General features: G+C 35.4%; 25 protein-coding genes. 10 read left to right on the top strand and 15 right to left on the bottom strand.

Features of this window, described 5'->3' with window-relative positions; translation table 11 throughout:
• Positions 1–7 precede the first annotated feature (7 nt).
• Both J2Y60_RS07070 and J2Y60_RS07065 read left to right on the top strand, forming a co-directional pair.
• Positions 8–601: a DUF6580 family putative transport protein gene (locus tag J2Y60_RS07070; protein ID WP_309915358.1), complete on the top strand. Its 594-nt coding sequence runs from the start codon at positions 8–10 to the stop codon at positions 599–601.
• 140 nt (positions 602–741) lie between these two features.
• A complete protein-coding gene (locus tag J2Y60_RS07065) occupies positions 742–1,677 on the top strand; it encodes an ABC transporter substrate-binding protein (RefSeq protein WP_309915355.1) in 936 nt (311 codons plus the stop codon).
• A 102-nt stretch (positions 1,678–1,779) separates the two neighbouring features.
• On the opposite strand, the gene J2Y60_RS07060 is transcribed toward J2Y60_RS07065, so the two are convergent.
• Both J2Y60_RS07060 and J2Y60_RS07055 read right to left on the bottom strand, forming a co-directional pair.
• Positions 1,780–2,652, bottom strand: a complete 873-nt coding sequence (locus J2Y60_RS07060) for a glycosyltransferase family 2 protein (RefSeq protein ID WP_309915353.1) — start codon at positions 2,650–2,652, stop codon at positions 1,780–1,782.
• Positions 2,653–2,656: 4 nt separating this feature from the next.
• Positions 2,657–3,637 carry a glycosyltransferase gene (locus J2Y60_RS07055; RefSeq protein WP_309915350.1) on the bottom strand — a complete coding sequence of 327 codons (981 nt, stop codon included), beginning with the start codon at positions 3,635–3,637 and terminating at the stop codon, positions 2,657–2,659.
• Positions 3,638–3,827: 190 nt separating this feature from the next.
• Here J2Y60_RS07055 and J2Y60_RS07050 point away from each other — a divergent pair, with 190 nt between their 5' ends.
• On the top strand, positions 3,828–4,628 hold the full coding sequence (locus tag J2Y60_RS07050) for a glycosyltransferase (RefSeq protein WP_309915347.1): 801 nt from the start codon (positions 3,828–3,830) through the stop codon (positions 4,626–4,628).
• Positions 4,629–4,751: 123 nt separating this feature from the next.
• Here the strand turns inward: J2Y60_RS07050 and J2Y60_RS07045 are convergent, their stop codons facing one another.
• From J2Y60_RS07045 to rplM, 11 genes are all read right to left on the bottom strand, one after another.
• Positions 4,752–5,603 (bottom strand): hypothetical protein, encoded by an 852-nt coding sequence (locus J2Y60_RS07045; protein WP_309915344.1) that lies wholly within the window; start codon positions 5,601–5,603, stop codon positions 4,752–4,754.
• Positions 5,604–5,790: 187 nt separating this feature from the next.
• Entirely contained in the window at positions 5,791–8,850 is a 3,060-nt protein-coding gene (locus J2Y60_RS07040; RefSeq protein ID WP_309915341.1) for an AAA family ATPase, read from the bottom strand.
• 3 nt (positions 8,851–8,853) lie between these two features.
• Positions 8,854–10,056 (bottom strand): exonuclease subunit SbcD, encoded by a 1,203-nt coding sequence (gene sbcD, locus J2Y60_RS07035; protein WP_309915338.1) that lies wholly within the window; start codon positions 10,054–10,056, stop codon positions 8,854–8,856.
• Between the two features lie 151 nt (positions 10,057–10,207).
• Positions 10,208–11,140, bottom strand: coding sequence for a sporulation-delaying protein SdpB family protein (locus J2Y60_RS07030; RefSeq protein WP_309915336.1), 933 nt, complete (start codon positions 11,138–11,140; stop codon positions 10,208–10,210).
• The gene (locus J2Y60_RS07025; protein ID WP_309915333.1) at positions 11,125–11,664 is read right to left on the bottom strand and encodes an SdpA family antimicrobial peptide system protein; all 540 of its coding nucleotides are present in this window, start codon (positions 11,662–11,664) and stop codon (positions 11,125–11,127) included. The genes J2Y60_RS07030 and J2Y60_RS07025 overlap by 16 nt, the downstream gene beginning before the upstream one ends.
• The gene (locus J2Y60_RS07020; protein ID WP_309915330.1) at positions 11,661–12,710 is read right to left on the bottom strand and encodes a hypothetical protein; all 1,050 of its coding nucleotides are present in this window, start codon (positions 12,708–12,710) and stop codon (positions 11,661–11,663) included. Before J2Y60_RS07020 ends, J2Y60_RS07025 begins: the two co-directional genes overlap by 4 nt.
• A 326-nt stretch (positions 12,711–13,036) precedes the next feature.
• Positions 13,037–13,645 (bottom strand): PepSY-like domain-containing protein, encoded by a 609-nt coding sequence (locus J2Y60_RS07015; RefSeq protein ID WP_309915326.1) that lies wholly within the window; start codon positions 13,643–13,645, stop codon positions 13,037–13,039.
• A gap of 211 nt (positions 13,646–13,856) precedes the next feature.
• The gene (gene tsf, locus J2Y60_RS07010; protein WP_309915324.1) at positions 13,857–14,690 is read right to left on the bottom strand and encodes a translation elongation factor Ts; all 834 of its coding nucleotides are present in this window, start codon (positions 14,688–14,690) and stop codon (positions 13,857–13,859) included.
• Positions 14,691–14,912: 222 nt separating this feature from the next.
• Positions 14,913–15,716 carry a 30S ribosomal protein S2 gene (gene rpsB / locus J2Y60_RS07005; protein WP_309915322.1) on the bottom strand — a complete coding sequence of 268 codons (804 nt, stop codon included), beginning with the start codon at positions 15,714–15,716 and terminating at the stop codon, positions 14,913–14,915.
• Between the two features lie 265 nt (positions 15,717–15,981).
• Positions 15,982–16,371, bottom strand: coding sequence for a 30S ribosomal protein S9 (rpsI, locus tag J2Y60_RS07000; protein ID WP_309915319.1), 390 nt, complete (start codon positions 16,369–16,371; stop codon positions 15,982–15,984).
• An 84-nt stretch (positions 16,372–16,455) separates the two neighbouring features.
• Positions 16,456–16,899 (bottom strand): 50S ribosomal protein L13, encoded by a 444-nt coding sequence (gene rplM / locus J2Y60_RS06995; protein ID WP_309915314.1) that lies wholly within the window; start codon positions 16,897–16,899, stop codon positions 16,456–16,458.
• Positions 16,900–17,383: 484 nt separating this feature from the next.
• Here rplM and J2Y60_RS06990 point away from each other — a divergent pair, with 484 nt between their 5' ends.
• The 4 genes from J2Y60_RS06990 to J2Y60_RS06975 all read left to right on the top strand — a co-directional run bounded on the left by J2Y60_RS06990 (position 17,384) and on the right by J2Y60_RS06975 (position 20,556).
• On the top strand, positions 17,384–18,955 hold the full coding sequence (locus J2Y60_RS06990; protein ID WP_309915310.1) for a 4Fe-4S binding protein: 1,572 nt from the start codon (positions 17,384–17,386) through the stop codon (positions 18,953–18,955).
• Positions 18,952–19,473 (top strand): NADH-quinone oxidoreductase subunit J, encoded by a 522-nt coding sequence (locus tag J2Y60_RS06985; protein WP_309915307.1) that lies wholly within the window; start codon positions 18,952–18,954, stop codon positions 19,471–19,473. Before J2Y60_RS06990 ends, J2Y60_RS06985 begins: the two co-directional genes overlap by 4 nt.
• 30 nt (positions 19,474–19,503) lie before the next feature.
• Positions 19,504–19,815 (top strand): NADH-quinone oxidoreductase subunit NuoK, encoded by a 312-nt coding sequence (gene nuoK, locus J2Y60_RS06980; protein ID WP_309915304.1) that lies wholly within the window; start codon positions 19,504–19,506, stop codon positions 19,813–19,815.
• Positions 19,816–20,034: 219 nt separating this feature from the next.
• The gene (locus J2Y60_RS06975; protein WP_309915301.1) at positions 20,035–20,556 is read left to right on the top strand and encodes an acyl-CoA thioesterase; all 522 of its coding nucleotides are present in this window, start codon (positions 20,035–20,037) and stop codon (positions 20,554–20,556) included.
• A gap of 156 nt (positions 20,557–20,712) precedes the next feature.
• Here the strand turns inward: J2Y60_RS06975 and J2Y60_RS06970 are convergent, their stop codons facing one another.
• Complete coding sequence (locus J2Y60_RS06970; RefSeq protein ID WP_309915298.1) at positions 20,713–21,582, bottom strand: SMP-30/gluconolactonase/LRE family protein; 870 nt, start codon at positions 21,580–21,582, stop codon at positions 20,713–20,715.
• Between the two features lie 39 nt (positions 21,583–21,621).
• Positions 21,622–22,098, bottom strand: coding sequence for a nucleoside deaminase (locus J2Y60_RS06965; RefSeq protein ID WP_309915295.1), 477 nt, complete (start codon positions 22,096–22,098; stop codon positions 21,622–21,624).
• A 393-nt stretch (positions 22,099–22,491) separates the two neighbouring features.
• Between J2Y60_RS06965 and J2Y60_RS06960 the strand changes: the two genes are divergently transcribed.
• The 3 genes from J2Y60_RS06960 (at position 22,492) to J2Y60_RS06950 (ending at position 24,136) form a co-directional block, all read left to right on the top strand.
• Positions 22,492–22,881, top strand: coding sequence for an NADH-quinone oxidoreductase subunit A (locus tag J2Y60_RS06960; protein WP_309915291.1), 390 nt, complete (start codon positions 22,492–22,494; stop codon positions 22,879–22,881).
• Between the two features lie 152 nt (positions 22,882–23,033).
• Complete coding sequence (locus J2Y60_RS06955; RefSeq protein ID WP_309915287.1) at positions 23,034–23,582, top strand: NADH-quinone oxidoreductase subunit B; 549 nt, start codon at positions 23,034–23,036, stop codon at positions 23,580–23,582.
• Between the two features lie 53 nt (positions 23,583–23,635).
• The gene (locus tag J2Y60_RS06950) at positions 23,636–24,136 is read left to right on the top strand and encodes an NADH-quinone oxidoreductase subunit C (protein WP_309915286.1); all 501 of its coding nucleotides are present in this window, start codon (positions 23,636–23,638) and stop codon (positions 24,134–24,136) included.
• The last annotated feature ends 2 nt before the right edge of the window (positions 24,137–24,138 follow it).

The following is a 24,138-nucleotide window of genomic DNA, read 5'->3' as shown; positions in this document are numbered from 1 at the left end:
TCCAAGTATGAAACAAACTATCAATCCTCGCTTTTTAACCTTGCTTTGCTTCATTCTAGCCATTGCCTTGTTAAGAATTGCCAATTCGGCACAGCTTACGCCTGTTGCAAACTATACGCCACTAGGTGCTATGGGGCTTTTTGGCGGAGCATATTTTACTAGTCGATGGAAGGCATTTGCATTTCCTCTTCTTACAATATTAGTAAGCGATATTGTAATCAATAAGGTAATTTTTCAAGGTAAATATGGTATCATGTACGAAGGTTGGTATTGGATTTACGGCATTTTTGCAATCATTGTATTGTTCGGCAAAATAATCCTTCAGAAAATCAATGTGCAGAATATTGTATTAGCAGCGGTGATTGCTTCTGTTTCACATTGGGTTTTGGCAGATTTAACCGTTTGGATTGGCGGAGGTACAGACTTGAGAACAAACCTACCATTAACGCGGGATTGGGCAGGCTTACAACAATGCCTTGTACAAGGTTTTCCATTTATGAAAAACTTTTTGGTAGGAACACTTGCCTACTCAGCCTTGCTTTTTGGCAGTTTTGAGCTACTACAAGTACGTTTCCCAAGCTTAGCACAGACTAAAGCTTGAGGCTATCAGTCTTCGGACTTCGGCTATCTTGTATATTTTTTGTTTAATGATAAGCTTCTAAAAGCTATCATTTGTAATTTATTCTTTATCAATAATGGCAATTGCTGACTTCTGAAAGCTGATTGCCGAAAGCTATCATTATGAAAGTTGTCTCTTTTCTTCCAGCCGCAACGCAAATGATTTACGACATGGGTTTGCAAGACTTACTCTATGGCGTAACCTTTGAATGTCCGCCAACTTCAAGAACTGAAAATGAAATTTTGGTGCGTTGTGTGCTAGAAGGGAAAGACTATTCGAGTACTGAAATTGATAAGATTTTTTCAGCGTCTAAGGCTCAAGGGAAAAGCTTGTATTATGTAGAAGAAGATAAATTACAAGCCATAGCTCCCGATGTAGTAATTACGCAAGATGTTTGTGAAGTATGCCAGATTGATACAAAATGTACGCAAGCAGTAATTGATAATCTTGAGAAAACACCTCTGGTTGTTACCCTTACCCCACAGAGCTTAGAAGATGTTTTTCAGACAGTAATTACCATTGCTACAGCGTTGTGTAGAGAAGAAGCTGCGTATCAGCACTTGGCGAATCTTCAATTGAGAATTGATAATGTTATTGACAAACTCAGAGAACATAGAGCTTTACCCAAAAGAGTAATGTTGTTGGAATGGATAGAACCAATATATAATTGCGGACACTGGATTCCTCATCAAATTGCCTATGCAGGTGGAGTGGATATGTTAAGTAATCCTTCGGGAGACAGTATTGTAACCCAATGGGAAAAAATATTGAAGTACGACCCCGAAGTATTAATCATTGCTCCTTGCGGTTTTGATACGCAAAGAAGTATAGAAGAATTGCATTTATTAACCATAAAAAGCGGTTGGGAAAACCTAAGGGCAGTTCAAAATAAAGCCGTTTTTGTACTTGATTATGATTTGTTTACCCAGCCCAGTGCATCGACCTTAGTAAATGGTATTGAAATTTTGGCAGCATTATTTCACTCTACACTTTTCACAATTCCCCAACACCTAGTTCATAAAGTTTACCCTATTTTTAATCAAACTCTAGTTACATAATTTTTGAATTATGTTTCTTCATCTAAGAAAACTCCCTCTAATCTATCTAAAGTCTGGAACGAAAGTTTCAGGCTTTTTTTGTGGTCTATGCTTTATAAATCTTCACAGCAATTTATAATTCCTATACTCTCCTATTCTATAGCCTGTCAGTTTCTCAACTGCCATCTTTAATTTATTTTTGAATGATAATTTTTTCTCATGAATATCATAGTCAAACATCCAATTTACGCTATCTATACGGGCTTGCATCACTTTGGGATGAATACCATCAAAGAGTGTTAATGAATCTATTTCTGAATAATCAAATGCTTCGAGCACTTCCTTGATTTTATCAACATCGTGCCCCTCTCCCCAAAAATTAATCGAGCTTTTCATTTTTTCACGCTGGATTTCTGGGGGTTTTACCCAACCATAATGATAGATATAGGCATCAATTAATTTTACTTTTAATTTCTGATTATCTGCCGTTCTAAAACCTTGTGCATCCTTATAGGAATGAACTTTACCTGTATTTCTAATCACCCTGATTTCTCGTCGATACCAACGATGTGCATTACCTACATAGCGATAAGAACCATAAAAATGTGTATAGTTAAACAGCAAACCTTCTACTTCAGTTTTATGCAAATTATCCTGCATGGCTTTTTTAATAACAGGCAGGTATTTTTCATGTACTACTTCATCCCCTTGTATATAAAAGCACCAATCAGCATCAGGTGAAACAGCAGCTAAGGCTTTATCTGTTTCAACGGCAAGTACTTGTCCACCTTTGCGAAGCGAATCATCCCAAACGGTTTCTATTATTTTTATTTTTGGCGAATCTATACTTTGTATCAACGCTAATGTGGCATCTTCTGAATTTCCCACGGCTACCACTACTTCATCGCAAATTGGCAATATTGAAGTAATGGCTTCCACGATGGGATAATCAAATTTTATAGCATTTCTAACAAAAGTAAATCCAGATATTTTCATAACGTTATTCAGAAAAAGGCAGAAATTTTGGATAGTTCTCCAAAGCCTTCGGTATTTGTGAATTAAGTGGTTTTCCAGCTAAAACTGTTTCATAATACATAATATACTTCTCAGTCATTGCCTTTGCCGAAAATACATCTTGCGCATATTCATGACAAAGTTTAGGCGAAAAATGATCAACATTCTTGAGTTGTTCTACCAATTCATGTTTATGATTTGACAGAAAGCCTACCTCCGGATGAATCAATTCTGGTAATGACCCATAAGTGGTACCAAACACCGCTGAACCCATATAAAGGCTCTCAACAATGGCCAAACCAAATGGCTCGTGCCATAAAACTGGGAAAAGCAAGGCTTTGGATTGATTCAATATTTGTAATTTTTCTTGTCCTCCTATCATTCCATGAAACCGTACATTGAGGTCGGGCGTGAAGCGAAAACCCATTTTGAAATTTAAGCGACTGCCACCCATTACCACTAATTTATGATGACTCCGTTTGGCAATCTCAATCGCCCCTTTTACATTTTTCACACGCCAAGCGGCTTTTGCTAAAAAATGAAGATGTTTTCGTGGAAGGTTTAAATCTGGCTTTCCATATTCATCAAAGTCGATTCCGTTATATACAAATGCTTCTCCACCGTGGCGTTCTGCATGGTTTTTAGATACAAAAACGGTATTCTGGTGTAAAGAATCTAATTGTGAGCTGTTCCCATGCTGAGTTACTACAAAAGGTTTGCGAATATATTCTTGCGGTTTTTGGTTGAGATGAACCACATCAATGTTATCAGGAATTTGTCCGTCTAATGGTTCATTCTCATTATAGGGAATAATGTTAGCAAAAGGCGATTGCGAACCTTCTTTTACTAAGAAAGTTACGTTATGTCCTAATAAACTAAGGTATTTTCCAAGCCACCAAACTACTCGTTCTGTTCCACCATATTGATTTACAGGAAGTATCGCATTATGTTGAAGAAGTATATTCATTATACATTGTTCCTCCAAAAGCTATTGAAGAGACAAAATTTAAAAGATTTCAAGATTGTTTTCTTAATAAAAAATCATATTTAATGCTACAAATTTAAGGTATTGTCTGTGTAGTTTGACTATACTCAAAGAAATAAGCGTAATTTTGAGGCTTTAATTGAAAATCATTACATTTTAAAGATAGAAGTTTATGCGTTGCTCAGTGAATATCGCTTTTTACAATAAAATTGATCATCTAAAACTCATTTTGGCAGCATTAGAACGCCAAACGGTTAAAGATTTTGAAGTGATTATTTCAGATGATGGTTCTCGTGAAGAGGTAGTTAAGCAAATCAAAGAAATTCAAAAACATTCACCACTCCATATTAACCACCTTTGGCAAGAAGATAATGGCTGGCAAAAAAATATCATGCTCAATAAAGCTGTGATGAGTGCGAAGTCTGATTATATTATTTTTATTGATGGTGATTGTATTCCAGACGATAGATTTGTGGAAGCTCATTTAGAAGCCAAAGAAAAAGGATTTGCACTGTCAGGCAGAAGGGTATATTTATCAGATAAAATTTCTAAAAAATTGACTCCCGAAAGCATCAAAAAAGGCTATTTCAAAAAGAATTTTTTGTATTTATTATTATCAGGTGAAACACGTCATGGCGAAAAAATGCTTTATGCAAGAGTCCCATTTTTTGCTAGAATGATTAACAACAAACATCGTGATATTTTAGGCTGTAATTTTTCAATTCATAAAGAAGATTTGCTAAGTATTAATGGTTTTGATGAGCGTTTCCTTTGGCCTGGTGTGGGCGAAGATTTAGATGTTTATAGAAGGCTTCGTCAAATTGGGAAATCAACAAAATCTGTAGCTTCGTCGGCTTTAGTTTACCATCTGCATCATAAAGAAACTAAAATTCCACAAGAAACTTGGGATTTGCAGAAAGTAACACAAGCAGAAACGAACCCATTTACGCCCTTTGGAATTGTAAAAAAATAAAATCGGTTTCTCAAAAACAGCTATTTTGATTAACTCATAGATTGATGGTTCTATCCTATTATTCTCAATTGAATGTAGCTAAGTATGATTGCGAAAGCCTGTTCAAGCAAAGTAAACTTGCTTTTACTTCTTGAACAACAATGAAAAGTGTCTCAGGTATCGTTTTAGATTAATTCGCTTTACAGCAACACGTTGTTGTACACTGATTGCAGTAAAGTCCCAATTTCTAACAATCTCTATATCTTGATCAAGTGGGCGTACACACAGCAAAGACTCTTGTAAAAAACGATTTATTACTGCATTCCACTCTATATTATTCCTATTATAATGCCCAATATTTTCACTTGCTGGCTTTACATTTCCAAATTCAGCCATCGCTACTGACAAGGCAAACTGTTCTATTAACTTTTTATTTACTTTTGCCAACAGCATATTATCACAGATAATCAAGGCCAGTTTTACTATATTCATCCCTATTTTACTAGGTAATCCTACGACACTAGCATTCCACATACAATGGTCTGCACTAATGACGATTCCTCCAAAAGATTTTTTAGCTACTTGCTTCCACATTATTGTTTCAGGTTTGCTCTTGAGGGCAGAAAGCTTTCCTTCATTCAAATGCATCAAAGGGTTATCCAAAATCGTTTTTATTGCTTTAATATCTGAATACAAAAAGGTGTCTGCATCCACATAAAGCACATCTTCATGAGGGTGAATCGAACAAATATATTCAATAGCTTTGATTTTTACTCTTAGAAAATACCTATATTCCCCCTCCCATTCTTCTAACAACCCTTTACTAATTTCTACAATATTTACTCGCTCGGCTACACGCTGATAGAATCTTGGTGCATCAGTCAAAATATAAATTCTATCAGAATTATCCATCTGCCCTAGAAACGAGCAAATGGAAAAGTAAGCTTGCGTATGGTTTCGCTGCTCTTCACCAAAAACCAAGTATAAAATATTCATAACTAATTAAGATTACTCAGGATGCTTTTTACAAAAGACTTCAAATGATATTTCTCTTTAATTTCTTCTGCAATGGGTTGATAAGGCATTTTGAAGAATACGCTTGGATTTTAGTGAAACATTGGATAAAATCAGTCTTTATGTTATTTTTTATATAAATTAAATGCGTATTTAAGTTTACAAAAACCTAACTTTTTATTTCTATTTTACTAAAACCTCTATTATTTCTCTCCAATTTTATTTGGGTTGAAATCCTTTCTTTGATTGATTCTACGTGTGAAATAATCCCTATATTCTTTTGTCCTTCTTGCTGTAGTTTTTCTAAAGTACTCAACGCCAAATCAAGCGTTTCAGGGTCGAGGGTTCCAAAACCTTCATCAATAAAAAGGCTTTCAAGTTTTACATTCTTAGAGGCCAAGTCTGATAAGGCTAATGCCAATGACAAACTTACCATAAAGGTCTCTCCACCCGAAAGTGTTTTTACCGAACGACGCTCATTTCCCATATACTGGTCAACAATCATGAGTTCATCATCCTCATTCTCAGTGGGTTTGTCCAATAAGTACCTATCTGACAGCTCCGCTAATCGTCGATTAGATAAAGCCACCAGTCTCGCTAATGTCAAGCCTTGTGCAAATGTACTAAATTTTTTTCCTTCTGCATCTCCAATATATCGGTTTAATAATTCCCACTTCAAATTAGATTTTTCTAAGAACGCAATTTCCTGTGTTAAAACTGACACTTCGTTGAAAAGCGTGTTCTGAGACTGTATTTTTACCCTTAAATCTACCACTTCATCAGCCACTGCCTTCCGCTGTTCTTGTAAAGTTTTACTGAATTCTATAAGCTCTTCCAAGCTTATTCTTGGGTTATCTTCTTGCTGTTTTAGTTCAAATTCTATTTTTTTACTTTTCAATTCATTTTCTAAAACGGTTATTCTTGTTCTGAGTTTTTCTTGTTCATCACGCAAGCTTTTACTTTGTTCTACAGAAAGCAATTGTTTTTGAGCTTCCTCTACATCAGTAAAACCTAAACTTTGCAAAGCCTTCAACAATTCATTTTGTACTTCTTTTACCGCTTCGCTCTTTTCTTTAATTTCTGTACGAAGTTGCTGAATTATATGTTGATTAGCAGTGATTTTTGTTTGTAATTCAGAGAATTGTTGTTGTAGTATATCACAATCATTATTGATATTCTTGCCAGCATATAAACCTTTAATAGTATCCAGAAGGGTATTTTTCTGTTCTTGAAAACCTTTTGTTTCTTTTACAATTTTGTGTAACACTCTTAAATCTTCTAATACTTTAGAAGACTTTATCAAAAGGTTTAAAGCTTCTGTTTGCCCTTCTTTCAACTTTATTTGGTCTTGCACCCACGCCCTGTTCCCTACTTTATCTAGCTGTAAATTCTGTTTTATATCAGTTATTTCTACATGCTTTTCAGTTAGTTTATCCTGAAATCCTTGTTTTTTCTGCTGTTCTTTTATTTCAATTTGTCGTGCTGAAGCGATTTGTGTTGTCAAAATATTCACTTCATTACTTAATTCTTTTTCTGCTATTTTCTGAGCTTTTAAGTCTTGGTCTATCTCCACATAATTATTAGCATAGTGGCTTAGAAAAGGATGTTCTAATGAACCACAAAGCGGACAAGCTTCGTCTTTTTTCAACAACGTAGCCCTATCTTTTTCAAAATTATAAGACTTTCCTAAACGTTCTTTTTCACTTTCTAACTGCTCTATTTTCTTAATAAGAGTAGCTAATAAGGTTTGTTTTTTTTCAAGAACAAGGGTATTAGAATTTTGGCTTTCAAGCTGAATTTTCTCCTCTTTTTCAGCTTCATTAAAAAGCGTCTTTAGATTACTATACTCGCTAATCAATTGGTTTAGTTGATGGTACAATTTCACCTCAAACTCTAACCGATATCCTTTTTCTTCTATTTCTTCTGGTGATGAAATCTCAGCAATTTCATACCATTTTTCCATCTGTACTTTCTGTGCTTGTGCTACCGATTGGATAAGCACTAACGAATTATCAGCCAATTGATTGACTGATAAACTACTTAATTGAGGAATTCTCAGGAAGGATATTGACTCGTTAATTTGCTGTTGCTTAGCTTTCAATGTACCTTCTTGTTCGCTCAACTCACGCATTAATTCCGTTACTTTTCTACGATACTCTAACAATACCTCACGTGCATTTTCAGCTCCTACTTCTTGTTTAGTCAGCGTTGCAATGGCTTCTAGGTTTCGTTTAAATGCCTCTTGATTATTAAGTAAATCCTTCGTTTGAGTTTCTTGCCTATTTTGCAGATTTACAAGTTCTCTTTCATCATTCTTTACCTGTGCAATCTGCTCTCTGAAAGGTTCAACAAGTTGGTGTTGCTGTAATATTGGTAATTTCTCCGTTTCAAATTGTTGCCAAATAGCCTTTGTAGTAACAAAGTCTTTTTCCTTCTGAAATATTTCTTGATTGATGATTGCCAAGGCATTTTTTACTCGAATACTTTCTGAAGTTTTTTCAATATTTTCATTCGCCTGACTAATCAATAATTCTTTTTCAAGTAAATCTTTTTCCCAGTTTTCAGCAATTTCTTTGGCTACTAATTTATCTGAAACACTTTTTATTTGATTACGCTTAAGCTTTAATTCTCCACCTTTTTCATTATTAATTTCAAATGCTTTTTTACCTAATAAGCGATAAATTTGCATACCCGTAATATCTTCCAGTAATTTTCCCCGCTCGTCTTTCCCAGACTTCAAAAACTTTGAAAATTCACCTTGCGAAAGCAAAATTGATTTTACAAATTGATCATAATTCAATCCTATCAGGCTTTGATTTTTATCCGGTACATCTGTTTTTTTATTGGTAATAATCTGGTCTTTGACTTTATCAATTAGCTCCATGCCATAATCATTCAGATTATTGTTTCTATTGACATTTATCCACCATTTAGACACATATACACCCGACTTACAAACATATTCTACTTCAACAACACATTCTTTTTCACCACGAGTCAGAATTGACCCGCCAGAACCCACTAAATCCTTAGAAATCTTTTTGTCAAATCTTGGCACTCGGTTGAACAATGCCAAAGTGATGGCATCAAGCAAGGTAGATTTTCCTGCACCAGTAGGCCCAACAATGGCAAAAAGCCCAGCTGTTGATAGTGGACTTGCCGTAAAATCAATACTATGCTCTCCTTTAAAAGAGTTGATATTTTTTAAATATATTTTATTGATTTTCATCGCCTAATTCTCCTCTTTAACTTTTTGTAATAATTCCGTAAAAGCCTCCATCAATAAAGCCTGATGTTCTTCTGAAAGTCCGCTTTCTTTTTCCAATCTTCTTTTTAAAATCTCGGTTTCATTGATATCATCAATGTGTTCTCCTTCATAAAAAAGCTCTTCGGTACTTTGTACTTCATTTTTAAAGCTTATTCTATGTTTCAGCACAATGGCATTGTCGTCTTCAAAAACTGCTATAATATCATTCAACTCTCTTGTTAAAAGCGGGTTATGCAATTCTTCAATTACTTCTATTTCTAAAAATGCTTTCAAAAGGCATTCGTTTTGAAAACTACTCAGTTGGCTTTTCACCTTTTCAAAATCACCACTTATTTTCTTTAATAACCTGTTTTTAGGAATAAGGATATCTTCTATCCGCGTAATTTTACCATGTTTCACTTCTAATTCAGTAATAACCTTCAAATCACTTTTTTCACTAAAACTCAACGCTATCGGCGAGCCAGAATAACGAATATGCTCTTTCCCTGACACCCTCTGTGGTCGATGAATATGTCCTAATGCTACATAATCAAGTAGCTCAGAAAAATCACTTCCTTCAAACGAAGCCAGATTACCTATCTGGATTTCTCGTTCAGATTCAGACCCGATAGAACCATTGGCATATAAATGTCCCATGGCAATAACAGGTATCCCTGGGAAACGTTCATGACAGATATTAGCTAACTGGTCATAATGGTTTTTAATACCATTTCGCACCGCTTCAATACGTCCTGAGGGTGTCTCCCCCTCCACTGGCTGACGCAAATCGGCATCTCGCAAATAAGGAATAGCACAAACAATTACCTCCTTTAAATCAATTATTTGGTCTTCAATATCAGGTGTAACACCGCCAATAACGATAACATCCAACATCGCCAGAATATCCTTTGGCGCATTCAGCATCGACACAGAGTCATGGTTTCCTCCTGTAATAATGATTTTACATTTCTGTACAATCATTTGTCGTAAAAACCAATAATATAGCATTCTGGCTTCGGCTGGAGGATTGGCAAGGTCGAAAATATCCCCAGCAATTAATAGGACATCAATCTCTCGTTCTTGGATAGTGGCTATCAGCCAGTCCAAAAACAATTTATGGTCTTCGTGAAGGTCGTATTTATGAAGTTTTTTACCCAAATGCCAATCGGCAGTATGCAGAATTTTCATGGAATGTCATTCTTATTTAAAGAATGCAAAAATACGCCTCTTAATTGAATTATAGCTTAAAAATCAATAGGCTTTACAAAAGCATAAACCCCACGATATTGAAATGCTCAATAGTTGTGGGGTTTATAAAAATCAGTTTGCCTTAAAAACCTTATGTATTACTCAAATTAAAGAGCTTGAAAAAGCTGATTTTGCTAAATTTAAATGAAAACTCATGCTCAAAAGGTCGTAAAAATAAGATTAGCGCACCAATCATGATTAAAGCAAAACTTACTAAGCCATGTACAAAGCCTATTAAAACATGAAATAATATTCCTAGAAATAATAAAGTACCTCTATTATTTTTACTCATGAATAATCCTGCAAAAAGCAAAAATTCTAGGATAATTACCCACCAATTGATAATCGTTAATGAGAACGGATTTTGTAACAATGGTAGTACGATAGGTTTAAGCCAATTCGCCATTCCAAACATTGGGTCTGTAAACCAATAATACAGCGCTGTTCCGTTTTGCCATTCTAATACACTACATTTGCCAACGGCCGAGTGTAAATAAATAACTGCTACTTGTATTCTCACTAAATCATAAAAAATAGAAGCCACTAAGTGCTTATATCTATATTTAGCACTAACCTTCGGATTCTCGGCAGTTTCCCAATGCCATAAACGACTATCTGTTAAAGTAATTGGAATTAATAAAAAACTAATCACTGTAGCGGCGTGTTCACCACCATCTACCAATGGAGCTGATGAAATTAAACTATAATTTATCCACCAATGTAACACCCCCATGATTCTAGGTCTCCAACCGATTGTTACTACAAATAAAATGACGATACTAATCCATCTTGCTAATTCAAGGTTATTGGATAATAGGCAAAAAAGACTAATTTTTCCACTTAATCCATTACACATGGGTATATCATCAACGCCCAATATTGGTCTGAATAGCGTACTTACATCATTCATTAATAAGGTAAGTAAAACACTCAACGCAATAAGCGACCTGCCTAAGCCATAAACATTACTCCAAATATTGAGGCTTAGTTTTCTTTCGATTTGATTATCTATTTCTTGCCACATAACACTTTTAGAATTACATATTTAGCTGGCATTTCTTCACTCTTTTTAAGTTCAGACCATGCCCAAGGTACTGGAGAATAACTTACTATTGCTATTGTATCTTTCAAAATAGGCATTGGAGATATATTCCTAACCTCTATTACTTTGGTAGTATCTTTTTTGATACAATCAACAAAATTTCCATTACAATGCTGCCAGTCGTTTTCAGATGGCTGAGGAATAATCATAGCCATTTCAACAGATTGAGCCCTAACAAGCCTATTTAATCCAAACGAATTACCCGGTTTTGAAAGTGGGGTAAGTGGATTTTGGATCCACTTACCATTTTCTTTATAATAAATTATCACTTCCTCTTCCTTTGGATTTCTGGTAAAAAAAGCCCATCCTTCGGGTAAAAACGACTGGAAAGTACTTGTCACCTCGGTATTGTAAATCGACAATGGATTATGGGGCAAAGAAATTGTCATTGTCAGAATCACAAATACAACCACGAATAGTTGCCCCACGATATATAAGGCCCTCATATTCTGAATTGATATTGTTGTGTGATTGATTTCACTAGTTGCTCTTGAAATAAAACCTCTTTTCCAAAAAGATCAGATGGCATAGGGGTATTATCAATCGCAAATAATACAACATTTACCGCTACTGCTATATTAACAGCTTCGTGCACATTCACATTTTGATTGATATTTACATTCTCATTCACATTGACATTCTTGTTTTCATTCACATTTTCGTTCACATTAAACCAACTGCCTGCTCCTATATCAGCCAATCTGTTAAAATTGACATCAATATTTCTATTAAAATTGAGATTTTGAAGACGATTGAGGTTTCGGTCAAGCTGTAAGTTTAAGTTTTTATTGGTGTTCAAATTGAAATTGATGTCTCTATCAAAATTCAAATCAAAGTTTCTGTTTTTATTCACAGCCAACATACTATTTGTATTTGGTCCGGGAAATAAATTCACCATTCTGTTCTGATTAATCTGGAGATTTGTAACCCTATTTGTCATAAGCCCTTTTAATAACCTACCTTCTGGGTCAGGCACGTTAAGAAGTTCTTTTAACTTGGCAAAATCAGATACTTCAGCCAATTCTCTTAATTTCTTCTTATCTTCTTTTGAATAAAGGCTATCTATTAGCTCGGGGTTTCTTTTTAGAATAAGCAGAGGCATAAGGGTACTTGTAGAACCAAGTATTTTCTCGCCTGCATATTTTAAAGCTGTTTGAACTAACACGGGGTCACCACTTTGTACCATTGCTCTGAATTCCTCGAAAAATTCGGGGGATTGCTTCTTAATATCTGCAATGACAAATTCCTTGTATTTATCATACGTTTTCTTTTGAGCAGCGTTAAACTTGTCAATACCAGCGTAATCTCTAATCTTTTTCAATTCAGGAATATTCACACTCGCGTCTCCTTCGATAAACATAATATCAGAAAAGAGTTTAGCTCCATCCACTTTGGTGGTATTATTGGAGTTTCCTTTGTTTTCACAACCGCTAACTATCGCAAGCGATGTGACTAGCGCCCAATAAAGGACTACAGATTTGATTGTTTTCATCATTTAATTGATTTAGATAAATTGTTGTTTAGTAATATTTACTAGGTATAAAATTGTAAATAAATGGATGTAGAACAATCTGAAAATTATTGAGCGGTATCTAAATTTATCTAACGGTATATTTTTTCAAATAAATTATTACGCTTTTAATACTTTTATTCATCTTTAATAATTTTATATTTATGATTCTTGATTGCATTTCTTAAGTACATAATCATGATTGAATTGTTGGAATCTCGTAAAAAAACAGAAGAGGCTTCCATTGCTGAAAGCCTCTTCTGTCGCATTATTTATTCTGCTTATAGGAATTGTATCTTATTAAAATCCTAGTGTTTTTTAAGTTTTACAATTTTATGTAATGGCGTTTCTAACGCTTGTTTAAACGCACCAGTCGCATCAAATAAAAGTACTTTACGGTTTGTTCCGTCACTAATAGCTACATAAATATTTCCATCAGCATCTTTACCAGCACGTTTTACAGTATAACCTGCGTAATTAGTAGTAATATAACTTGTTAGCGTAGCTGGCAAAGTAGTAATATCTACTTCTGTTAGTTTCGCTTTTCTAGCATAATGCTGCAATGCTTTTACAAATACACCATTGGCATCAAACAATAGACCTGTTTCAACATTATTTAAAGAAACACCTACTACATACTGCCCTTGGGCATCTTTACCAGCATACTTGATAGTTGCTCCCGCATAATTGGTAGAAATATAAGTAGTGATAGTAGCTGGCAAAGCCGCTGGGTCAATACTCGTAATATTTCCTTTACATTTTTGTTTGGTTACCGTATCAGTCACAGCAGCCGTACGGGCAGCAGACACTTCTAAAGCTGAATAATTATCATCCGAAGCCGATAAATCCTCTTGCTTTGAACAACTCGCTAACATGACACCAATAAACGCTGTCATTATAAACATTAATTTTTTCATTGTGTAATGGTATTTAAGTTTAAATTAATTTGATCTTAACAACTACATAGACAGCCCTATTTTCATAAGCGTTGCATAGCAGGTAAAAATACTTATTATTCCACTTAAATATAATCTTATTATGAAAAAACATAATTATATTAAAATTATAGCAACAAAAAAGGCTTCCATTGCTGGAAGCCTTTTCTTAATATTATTACTCGAAAGTAAATTATGCTAAAGCAATACGTTTGAAAGTACTGATAGTTAATCCTTTTTGAGTTTGCTCTAATAATTGTTTGATATTGATAGAACCGTCTTTTACAAATTGTTGGTTCAACAAAGTGTTTTCTTTGTAGAATTTCTCCAATTTACCTGTTGCAATTTTTTCTAACATTGCTTCTGGTTTTCCTTCTTGACGAGCTTGGTCTTTACCGATTTCGATTTCACGTTCGATAGTAGCTGCATCAACACCGTCTTTATCCAACGCAACTGGTTTCATTGCAGTTATTTGCATAGCGATATCTTTACCAACTTCAGTAACATCAGTTCCTGTTACATTTGTAAATGCTACTAAAACACCGATTTTGTTGTTAGAGTGGATATAAGAAACAACTTTATCAGCAGTGATATTTTCATAACCAGCTACATTGATTTTCTCACCAATTTTACCAGTTAATTCAACCATTGCCTCTTGAGCGTTACGTCCGTCAGCTAAAGTAGAAGCTAATAAAGCATCTTTATCTGCTGCATCGATAGCAACTGCTGATGCTAATAAAGCAGCAGCTAATTCATTGAAATCTGCTACTTTAGAAACTGGTTCAGTTTCGCAAGCTAAAGCAACTAATTTACCATTTGTTCCATCTTCGCTAATAGCAACTAATACTACACCTTCGTTAGTAGCATTGTCTGCACGTTTAGCAGCCACTTTCTGGCCTGCTTTACGAAGAATATCAATAGCGGCTTCAAAATCACCACCTGCTTCAGTAAGGGCTTTCTTACAATCCATCATGCCCGCACCGGTCATTTGTCTTAACTTATTAACGTCTGCTGCTGAAATAGCCATCGTTTTATTGATTTTAGATTTTGGATTTACGGATTGCTAAATTGAACTGGCTTTTATTACGTTAAAATCGCAATCCGCATTCGCTAATTCAATGTTAATTTTTAAAGGAACAGCCCATAGAATTCCATGGGCTGCTTCAATTTTGATAAATTATAATGGTAAAGTTATGACAAAAAGATAGTTCCTATGACTTTCTCAGATTATCATATCTTCAAATTATTATTAATCTTCTTTCTCGTATTTAGCCGCAACTTTCGCTGCTTCTTTAGCTGCCTCTTCGTCAGCTAAACGCTTCGCTTCTTCTTCCTCTGCTAAACGAGCATCATCTTTATCTTGTTTACGCTCCATTAAGCCTTCTTCGATAGCTTTACCAATTGCTAAAGTAATCAAAGCGATTGATTTGTAAGCATCATCATTAGCTGGTACAGGATAGTCAACTAAATCAGGGTTCGAGTTAGTATCGCACATTGCGAAAACTGGAATACCTAATCTTTTTGCTTCTGCTACTGCAATGTGTTCACGCTTAACGTCAACTACGAAAAGAGCTGCTGGTAAACGAGTAAGGTCAGTGATACCGCCTAATACTCTTTCCATTTTCTCTTTATCACGAGACATCATCAAACGCTCACGTTTTGCTAAAGCTTTTACGGTTACTTCATCTTTCAATAATCTGTCGATAGTTGACATCTTTTTGATTGATTTACGTACAGTAGCGAAGTTTGTAAGCATACCACCTAACCAACGGTCAGTTACGTAAGGCATTTTCAAACGACGAGCTTCTTCAGAAACAATTTCTTGCGCTTGTTTCTTTGTAGCAACAAACATTACTTTACGACCTGAACGAACTACCGCTTTGATAGCAGTACAAGCTTCGTCTAAACAAGCTAAAGTTTTGTTCAAATCAAGAATGTGGATACCATTCTTCTCCATAAAGATGTATGGAGCCATTCTTGGATCCCACTTACGTGTCATGTGTCCAAAGTGAACACCAGCATCCAAAAGGTTTTTGTATTCTAATTGTGCCATTTTCTGACAGTCATCAGCCTTAAGAATTTGAAAATTTGTAGATTTGAAAATTTGAAAATGTATTAACATCTCAAACTATAAAACCTAATCCTTTTCTGATATTAAGAACTGTACGACCAATTTTTTAAATGAAAAAATATGAAAAATATATCACTAACACATCGGTCACTGCAAGTATTAGTGAAGAAGTAATTTGAAAATCGGGAGATTTGAAAATATTGTTTTCCAATTTTCAAATTGCCAGATTTCCAAATTACAACGAATATTAACGTTTCGAGAACTGGAATTTACGACGAGCTTTCTTACGACCTGGTTTCTTACGTTCTACCATACGAGGGTCACGTGTTAAGAATCCTTCTTTTTTCAAAGCTGGACGACGCTCAGGGTCGATTTCTTGTAAAGCACGAGAAATAGCTAAACGAAGCGCTTCTGCTTGTCCTTTGATTCCACCGCCATCAAGATTTGCTTTGATATCATAAGCACCTTCAGTCTTAGTCAATGCAAATGGTTGATTAACGATAATTTGTAAAATTTCAGATGGAAAGTACTCATTCAAAGCACGACCATTCACAAGAATTGTACCGTTACCTGGAGTCATATAAAGACGGGCAACAGCTGTTTTTCTTCTTCCTAATGTATTAGTTACTTCTGCCATTTTTTTATAGAGAAGTTATCAGCTATCTGTTAATGGTTAATTCGTAAAGACGAATAACGGATAACGAATAACAAATAACGATTATTAGAATTTAATTTCAGTTGGTTGTTGAGCTGCGTGTGGATGTTCTGTACCTGCATATACATACAAGTTAGTGAACAAACGGCTTCCCAAACGGTTTTTAGGTAACATACCTTTAACGGCTGCTTCCACTACTCCTTTTGGATTTTTCGCTAACACTTCTCTTGGCGTTGCAAAACGCTGTCCACCTGGATACCCTGTGTGACGGATATAAACTTTATCAGTCATTTTCTTGCCAGTAAAACGAATTTTATCAGCATTAATAACGATAACGTTATCACCACAATCAACATGCGGAGTGAAAGAAGGCTTGTGCTTTCCACGTAAAATTTTTGCAATTTCAGAAGTCAAACGACCTACAATCTGATTTTCTGCATCTACAATAACCCATCCCTTTTCTGTGGTAGCCTTGTTGGCTGAGATGGTTTTATAACTTAAAGTATCCACTTTATTAAGATTTTAAAAGTCCTAAATGTTTTCTCAAAGAAAGCACCTCTGCCATAAGGTGTTACAAAAAATATATTCACGGTGGACTCTTATTAATTGCTGTGAAAGTATTTTCGGTAAATCAAAGTTGGAACGACTCTGATTTTCAATGATTTTGCCTTATTTTCTTTCTGAACGGGCATCCAGTTAAAAATTGGGAACGCAAAATTACGGAGTTGTTTTGGTATATGCAAAAAGTTTTACATTGTTTTCGCTGATTTTCTTAAATATTTTTACCTTTTTTCTCTTAAATAAAAAGTATTTCTAAAAAATAACCCTCAGAATCTCAGACAATAAGGTCAATTGAACAAAGTAACTAAGAGAAAAGCCAATTGTTCTTTCTTTTGTTAATCACCAGAACGTACCTTTGTGTTTAATTATTGGCAAAAAATAGTTAAGTATAGGATTCATTTAGTGACCCAATAATTGAAAATTTATTAAAGCTGTGCATAAAGGAGCAAACAATACATACTTCGGCAATATCAAAGAAGGTATCAAATCTTCGTTGAAAGGGCTCTCGCTATCGTGGAGACACTTGAAAGAAGCACGCCAAAGCCGAAAACCAATTTTTGTAAATAATCCTGACTACTTCAAACAAGAGACAGGTATTGTTACATTACAGTACCCCCATGAGAAGCTTCCATTACCTGACAATGGTCGTTATCAACTACATAATGAGATGGACGATTGTATCGTCTGTGATAAATGTGCAAAGGTATGCCCTGTTGATTGTATCGAAATAGAGCCTATCAAGGCTACGGGCATTGCTGGGTATGCTTCTGATGGTTCTGCGATTCGATTGTATGCAGCAAAGTTTGATATAGATATGGCAAAATGCTGTTTCTGTGGTTTATGTACTACTGTTTGTCCGACAGAATGTTTGACAATGACACACGAGTACGATTTTTCTGTATTTGATATTACCAAACATAATTTTGCATTTGGAAATCTTTCTCCTGAACAAGCCCAAGAGAAACGTGAGCTTTATGACCAATTCATGCTTGAAAAAGAAGCGATGAAGGGGTTGAAAACGAAGAAGACTGAAGGAGAATTTAAGACGCTAGACACTAGACTGGAGGATAATAAAGCTGAAGAGATTGCTCCTGCTCCAAGACCAAAACCAGCCTTTAAGCCTGCGTTTAAGAAGCAAGACACAGGACTAGAAGACGCAGGACTAGAGGTAAAGAAAGAAGAAATTGAAGAAATAAAAGCAGAGGAAACTCCTGCTCCAAAACCGAAACCAGCCTTCAAGCCTGCGTTTAAGAAAAAGGATACAGGACTAGAAGATACTGAACTAAAAGGACTTAAGACACAAGACGCTAGACTAGAAGAAACTAAAGTAGAAGATGTTTCAACTGCTCCAAAACCGAAACCTGTTTTTAAACCTTCGTTTAAGAAAAATGAGGAAGCACTGGAAGATACTGGACTAGAAGGACTTAAGACACAGGACGCTAGACTAGAAGAAACTAAAGTAGAAGATGTTTCCACTGCTCCAAAACCGAAACCAGCCTTCAAGCCTTCGTTTAAGAAAAAAGAGGAAGAACTGGAAGATACTGGACTAGAAGAAATTAAAGCTCAAGAAGCTACTACTGCACCAAGACCGAAACCTACTTTTAAACCTTCATTTAAGAAAAAAGAAGAAGGACTAGAAGAAGCTGGACTGGAGGTAAAGAAAGAAGATGTAGAAGATATAAAAGCAGAAGAAGTCACTCCTGCTCCAAGACCGAAACCTGTTTTTAAACCTTCGTTTAAGAAAAAAGAAGAAGGAGTGGAGGACACTGGACTGGAGGTAAAGAAAGAAGTTGAAGAGATAAAAGCTGAGGAAACCACTCCTGTCACAAGACCGAAGCCTGTGTTTAAACCTTCGTTTAAGAAGCAAGACACAGGACTAGAAGACGCTGGACTAGAAGTAAAAAAGGAAGTTGAAGAGATAAAAGCTGAGGAAGTTGTTCCTACTCCAAGACCGAAACCTGTTTTTAAACCTTCGTTTAAACCTAAACCAAAAACTGACAATTGATACCTTTTATTTTTATAGCATTTATCTTATTAATAGCCGTCTCTGCAAGTGTTGTTTTGTGGAGTAAAAATGTATTATATGCTGCATTCAGCCTTTTGCTTACTTTCTTTGGTATTGCGGCACTATATGTATTGATTGGTGCAGACTTTCTGGCTATTACTCAACTTTTAGTATATGTAGGAGGAATTTTAGTTCTATTGATTTTTGGGGTAATGCTTACCAACCAAAAAGGAAGTAAGGAGAATGGCAAGAATGATATTATTGGTACAAATACTAACCGATTAATTGGATTTGTAGTCGCCATCGGATTATTCGGGCTACTTTTCTACTCTTTTGCAAGGGCTGATTTCATCAAAATACAATCTTATTTATTCGAAACCGCCGAGACTTTTTCTACTACTCAAAATATTGGTATTTTATTAATGACCGATTTTGTCTTACCTTTTGAGGTTTCGGGTGTTTTATTAATGGCAACGTTAATTGGTGCGGCATATCTAAGTAATAAATCTAAAGTTTAAATATTGATAAACGCTGTAGATATTTTCAACATGGACAATAGTTTTCTTTCATATTATTTACTCACTGGTGCTTTACTATTCAGTATAGGCTTGGCTGTTGTAGTTACTAAACGAAATGTTATCGTAGTGTTGATGGGAATAGAATTGATGCTCAATGCTGTAAACCTAAACCTTGTAGCATTCAGTAAAAATGACCCTGATTTGCAAGGACAAATGTTTGCACTCTTTGTAATTGTAGTAGCCGTTTGCGAAGCTGTTGTTGCCTTGGCAATTGTTTTAAAAGCTCACGAACATTTCAATACCATCAATCTTGATGAAATAAGTACTAATTCGGAAGAGTAAATGGCTGTCGGATTTCGGGTTTCAGCTATCGGTTGTCAGATTTCAGTCATCGGATGCTGAGTATAGGATTTTAGCCATTGCTTATCAGATTGCTAATATTTTATTTTTTATTTATATAAAGCTAACGACCAAAAACCAACACTCCAAAACCGATAATCGAAAGTCGACGACTGAAAGCCGATAGCCGAAAACCAAAAATATAACCTTCATCCAATTAAAATGACAAAAACTAAATACGTTTCAGAATCTCTTACTACTATGACGGAAATGATATTTCCGAACGATACCAATACTTTAGGCAATTTGATGGGTGGTAACCTTATGCGCATGATGGATGTTGTGGGTGCTATTTGTGCTCAGAAACATTCAAACCGTATTGTAGTTACTGCTTCTGTAGATAATGTATCTTTTAAAGAGTCTATCCCACTGGGTAGCGTAGTTACGCTTCAAGCCAAAGTTACCCGTGCTTTTAGTTCTTCTATGGAAGTGGTAATAGATGTTTGGGCAGAAAATATTCCAGCACAAGAACGAGTAAGTACCAACAAGGCCTTTTTTACTTTTGTCGCGGTTGACCAGAGTGGTCGCCCAATAGATGTTCCTATTTCATTAACAGAAACCGAAGAAGAGAAAGGACTTTATGACGGTGCATTACGCAGAAGACAATTACGTTTGGTTTTAGCAGGCAGGATGAAGCCATCAGATGCGACTGAATTGAAATCGTTTTTAAATGGGGGAGAATGATTTAAGCTTTGAGTTGTGAGCTATGAGCAATAAGCTGTGAGAAATAAGACTTGAGCTGTGAGAAATGAGATTTGAACTGTTAGTTTTGATTGTTTAAAATAGATTCTAATCTAACAGCTCAAAGCTCATTTCTCACAGCTTATAGCTAAAAAAGCATTATTTTAAATTAAAACGCTCCATCCCTTTTCTATCCTGTAAGGTTACGTAAGCATATTTTTTATCTGGGCTGAATACGATATTACTACTCTGCAAGCCTTTCAGTTGTACTTCTTTCAACAGTTTGCCTGTTTTAGTAAACACGAGGATTTTACCTAGTCCCCAGCGACAAACATACAAATTTCCCTTATTGTCACACTTCATTCCATCTAAACCCCCATCTTCAAAAGAAGTAAATAGTCTTTTATTGGAAATATTTCCTGCAAGGTCAACATCAAAAGCCCAAACTTTTTTCTGAACACTTTCATTGACATACAACGTTTTTTCATCTGGACTCAAACAAATACCATTAGTAGTTCCCATTTGGTCTGTTAATAAGGTTTCTTTTCCTCCTTTATCTATGCGCCAAATTTTTCCAGTTGAGTTTTTCCAATTGGGGTCTGAGGCAAAAATGACATCTTTTTGGGTAATACAAATATCATTGGGCTGATTGAAGGCATCATTATGGCAATACGTAGAGATTGCCTTATTCTTCATATTCACCTTTAATATATTATGACCAGAAAAATCAGCCAATAACATATTACCTGCTTTATCAAATTGAATGGCATTGGCGGTACTCCCTTTCGGCAAAGTTAGGAACAATTCACAAGTTCCATCAGGTTTTACTTTACCAATTGTGCCATCTTCTTTAAAGTTAACTACATATAGATTTCCCACTTTGTCAAAATTAGGACCTTCTATATTATTGGTAAATAGGTTTTCTGCCGTAAAATCTTCTACTTTAGTTTTTTGCTGAGCAGAAATTTGATACGAGAGTAAGGAAAGGGCTACAAGATTCAACGAGTAGCGTGTCATTGTTTTTTTCATGAATATTAATTGAAAATAGTATATAAAATTAAATTGGATTCAGTAATCAATCTTGTTATTCATGTTTTGCCACAAATCAAAAGCTTGTTGAGCTTCCTCTCTTCCCAAAGGAATCATCTGGATTTGGCGTTCAGAAATAGGCAAGGGAATTTCGTCATAAATAAAGGCATCATCAAAACCCACTTTTGCGGCATCGTCGCGCGTGTTGCCAAAATATACTTTTGAAGGACGTGCCCAATAGATTGCTCCCAAACACATCGGGCAAGGTTCGCATGAAGTATACAGCTCACAATCTGCCAATTGGAACGTATTCAAGTTTTTGCAAGCATCCCTGATAGCCATTACCTCCGCATGAGCCGTTGGGTCGTTCGTAGAGGTCACTTGATTATAACCTTCGCCTACAATTTCTCCGTTTTTTACAATCACCGCTCCAAAAGGTCCTCCTTTTCCATCCGAACTTCCTTTAATGGATAATTCGATGGCTCTCTTCATAAATTTTATGTTGTCTTGTTCCATGATGAATATTTTTAGCAAGTTAATAAACACAATCAAAACTCTAACGACTAACATCATCTTAGCCTTGCATTTGTTTTTTCAATAAAGTTTTTAGACATAAAAAATCAGAAATTAACGAGCAGATATGCTTCTGATACTGATTCATATAAAGCTATTAAATGTTAAAACACGGATGTCTTATTTAGTATGAATCCATATAACAGATTATAACATGGCTTTCTGTATTCTCTTTGGCATTTCCCTCTAATTTTAGCATTAAAAAAATGTCGCAAACAAAATTTTATCAGTAAATTGCAGATAAATTTTGAAAAGATACTAGTCAAATAACGTATCGGTTTGGAGACGAAGATGTAAACATCTGAAAATCAAAACCTAAAACTCAAAAAATCAACAATGAACTATCAACCGTCAGATTACCTTCCAATACTTGTTCAATTAGGGGCTGCTTTAGCATTTATTGTTGCAACAATGCTTGCAACACACTGGCTAGGGCCTAAACGTCATAGTGTACTTAAAGATGATGCGTTTGAATGTGGTATCGAATCAGTTGGTGATGCCCGCACGCCTATCTCTGTTAAATACTTCCTTGTAGCCATTCTTTTTGTGTTATTTGATGTAGAGATTATTTTTATGTATCCTTGGGCTGTAAACTTTATGGGATGGGTAAAATCATCTTCTGATGTAGCCATTACTATGTTTCTTGAAATGTTAGTATTTATGGGATTATTATTAGTAGGCTTTATTTATGTTATCAAGAAGGGTGTTTTGACTTGGGAGAAATAGTATCGTTGAATAGAATAGGTTTTTCTATAAACAAACCTTTCCTCATTCACAGTGTTATCACATAAGTTGAATATATAATATATTGTGTTTCTGACTATTGAATAGATGGTCTCGAAGGACTTTTCTGGTAATTGGATTCACAAATAGATACAATGAGCGATAGAATAATAAAAACAGTTGATGCTCCAGAAGGAATTGAAGGACAAGGTTTCTTCGCTGGCAAATTAGATGATCTAGTGGGTCTTGCTCGTGCAAATTCACTTTGGCCACTTCCCTTCGCTACTTCATGTTGCGGTATCGAGTTCATGGCTACAATGGCCTCACACTACGACATCTCAAGATTTGGGTCTGAACGTATGTCTTTTTCAGCCCGCCAAGCCGACATCTTAATGGTTATGGGAACTATCTCTAAAAAAATGGGACCAGTTCTTAAACAAGTGTATCTTCAAATGGCAGAGCCTCGTTGGGTGCTTTCAGTAGGTGCATGTGCATGTTCGGGTGGAATTTTTGATACTTATTCTGTTTTACAAGGTATAGACCGCATCATTCCTGTTGATGTTTATGTACCAGGCTGCCCACCTCGCCCTGAACAAATATTGGATGGCTTTATGCAAATTCAAGAAATTGCAAAGTCAGAGCAACGCCGTCGTAGAGAATCTCCTGAATACAAAGCACTTTTAGCATCTTACGGAATAGAGTAACAGTTATCCGTTTTACTAAGTTTTAGTAACGACGATTAACAGATAAGCTAACAATGACAAACGAACAAATAGCACAAGATTTAGTCGCACAATTTGGCGAAGATAATATTTTTGGAATTGTAGAAAATTACGGTTTATTAAACGTAACAACTACAACCGACACCATTGTGCCGTTGATGCATTACTTATATCAACATCCGACCTTCAAATTCCAATTTTTAACAGATTTAGGCGGTATCCATTTCCCAGACGTTCCAAGCCATGAATTTGGCGTTATTTATCACCTACATAGTTTAGAAAACAATGTAAGGTTGATTATTAAATTGTACGTTACTAGAGAAAACATCGTAGTACCAACCATCACAGGTTTGTATGCGTGTGCCAATTGGATGGAAAGAGAAGCCTTTGATTTCTTTGGAATTATGTTTTTAGGACATCCAAAAATGGAACGTGTTCTGAACGATGAAGCAATGGATTATCATCCGATGCGTAAAGAATATCCATTAGAAGACGCCACTCGTCAAGACAAAATTGATGCCTTATTTGGTAGATAAAT

Source organism: Arcicella sp. BE140, assembly GCF_031456255.1.
In the GTDB taxonomy this organism is placed as follows: domain Bacteria; phylum Bacteroidota; class Bacteroidia; order Cytophagales; family Spirosomataceae; genus Arcicella; species Arcicella aquatica.
Note: the sequence above shows the minus strand (reverse complement) of the source record. Positions and strands in the feature narration are given on the sequence as shown.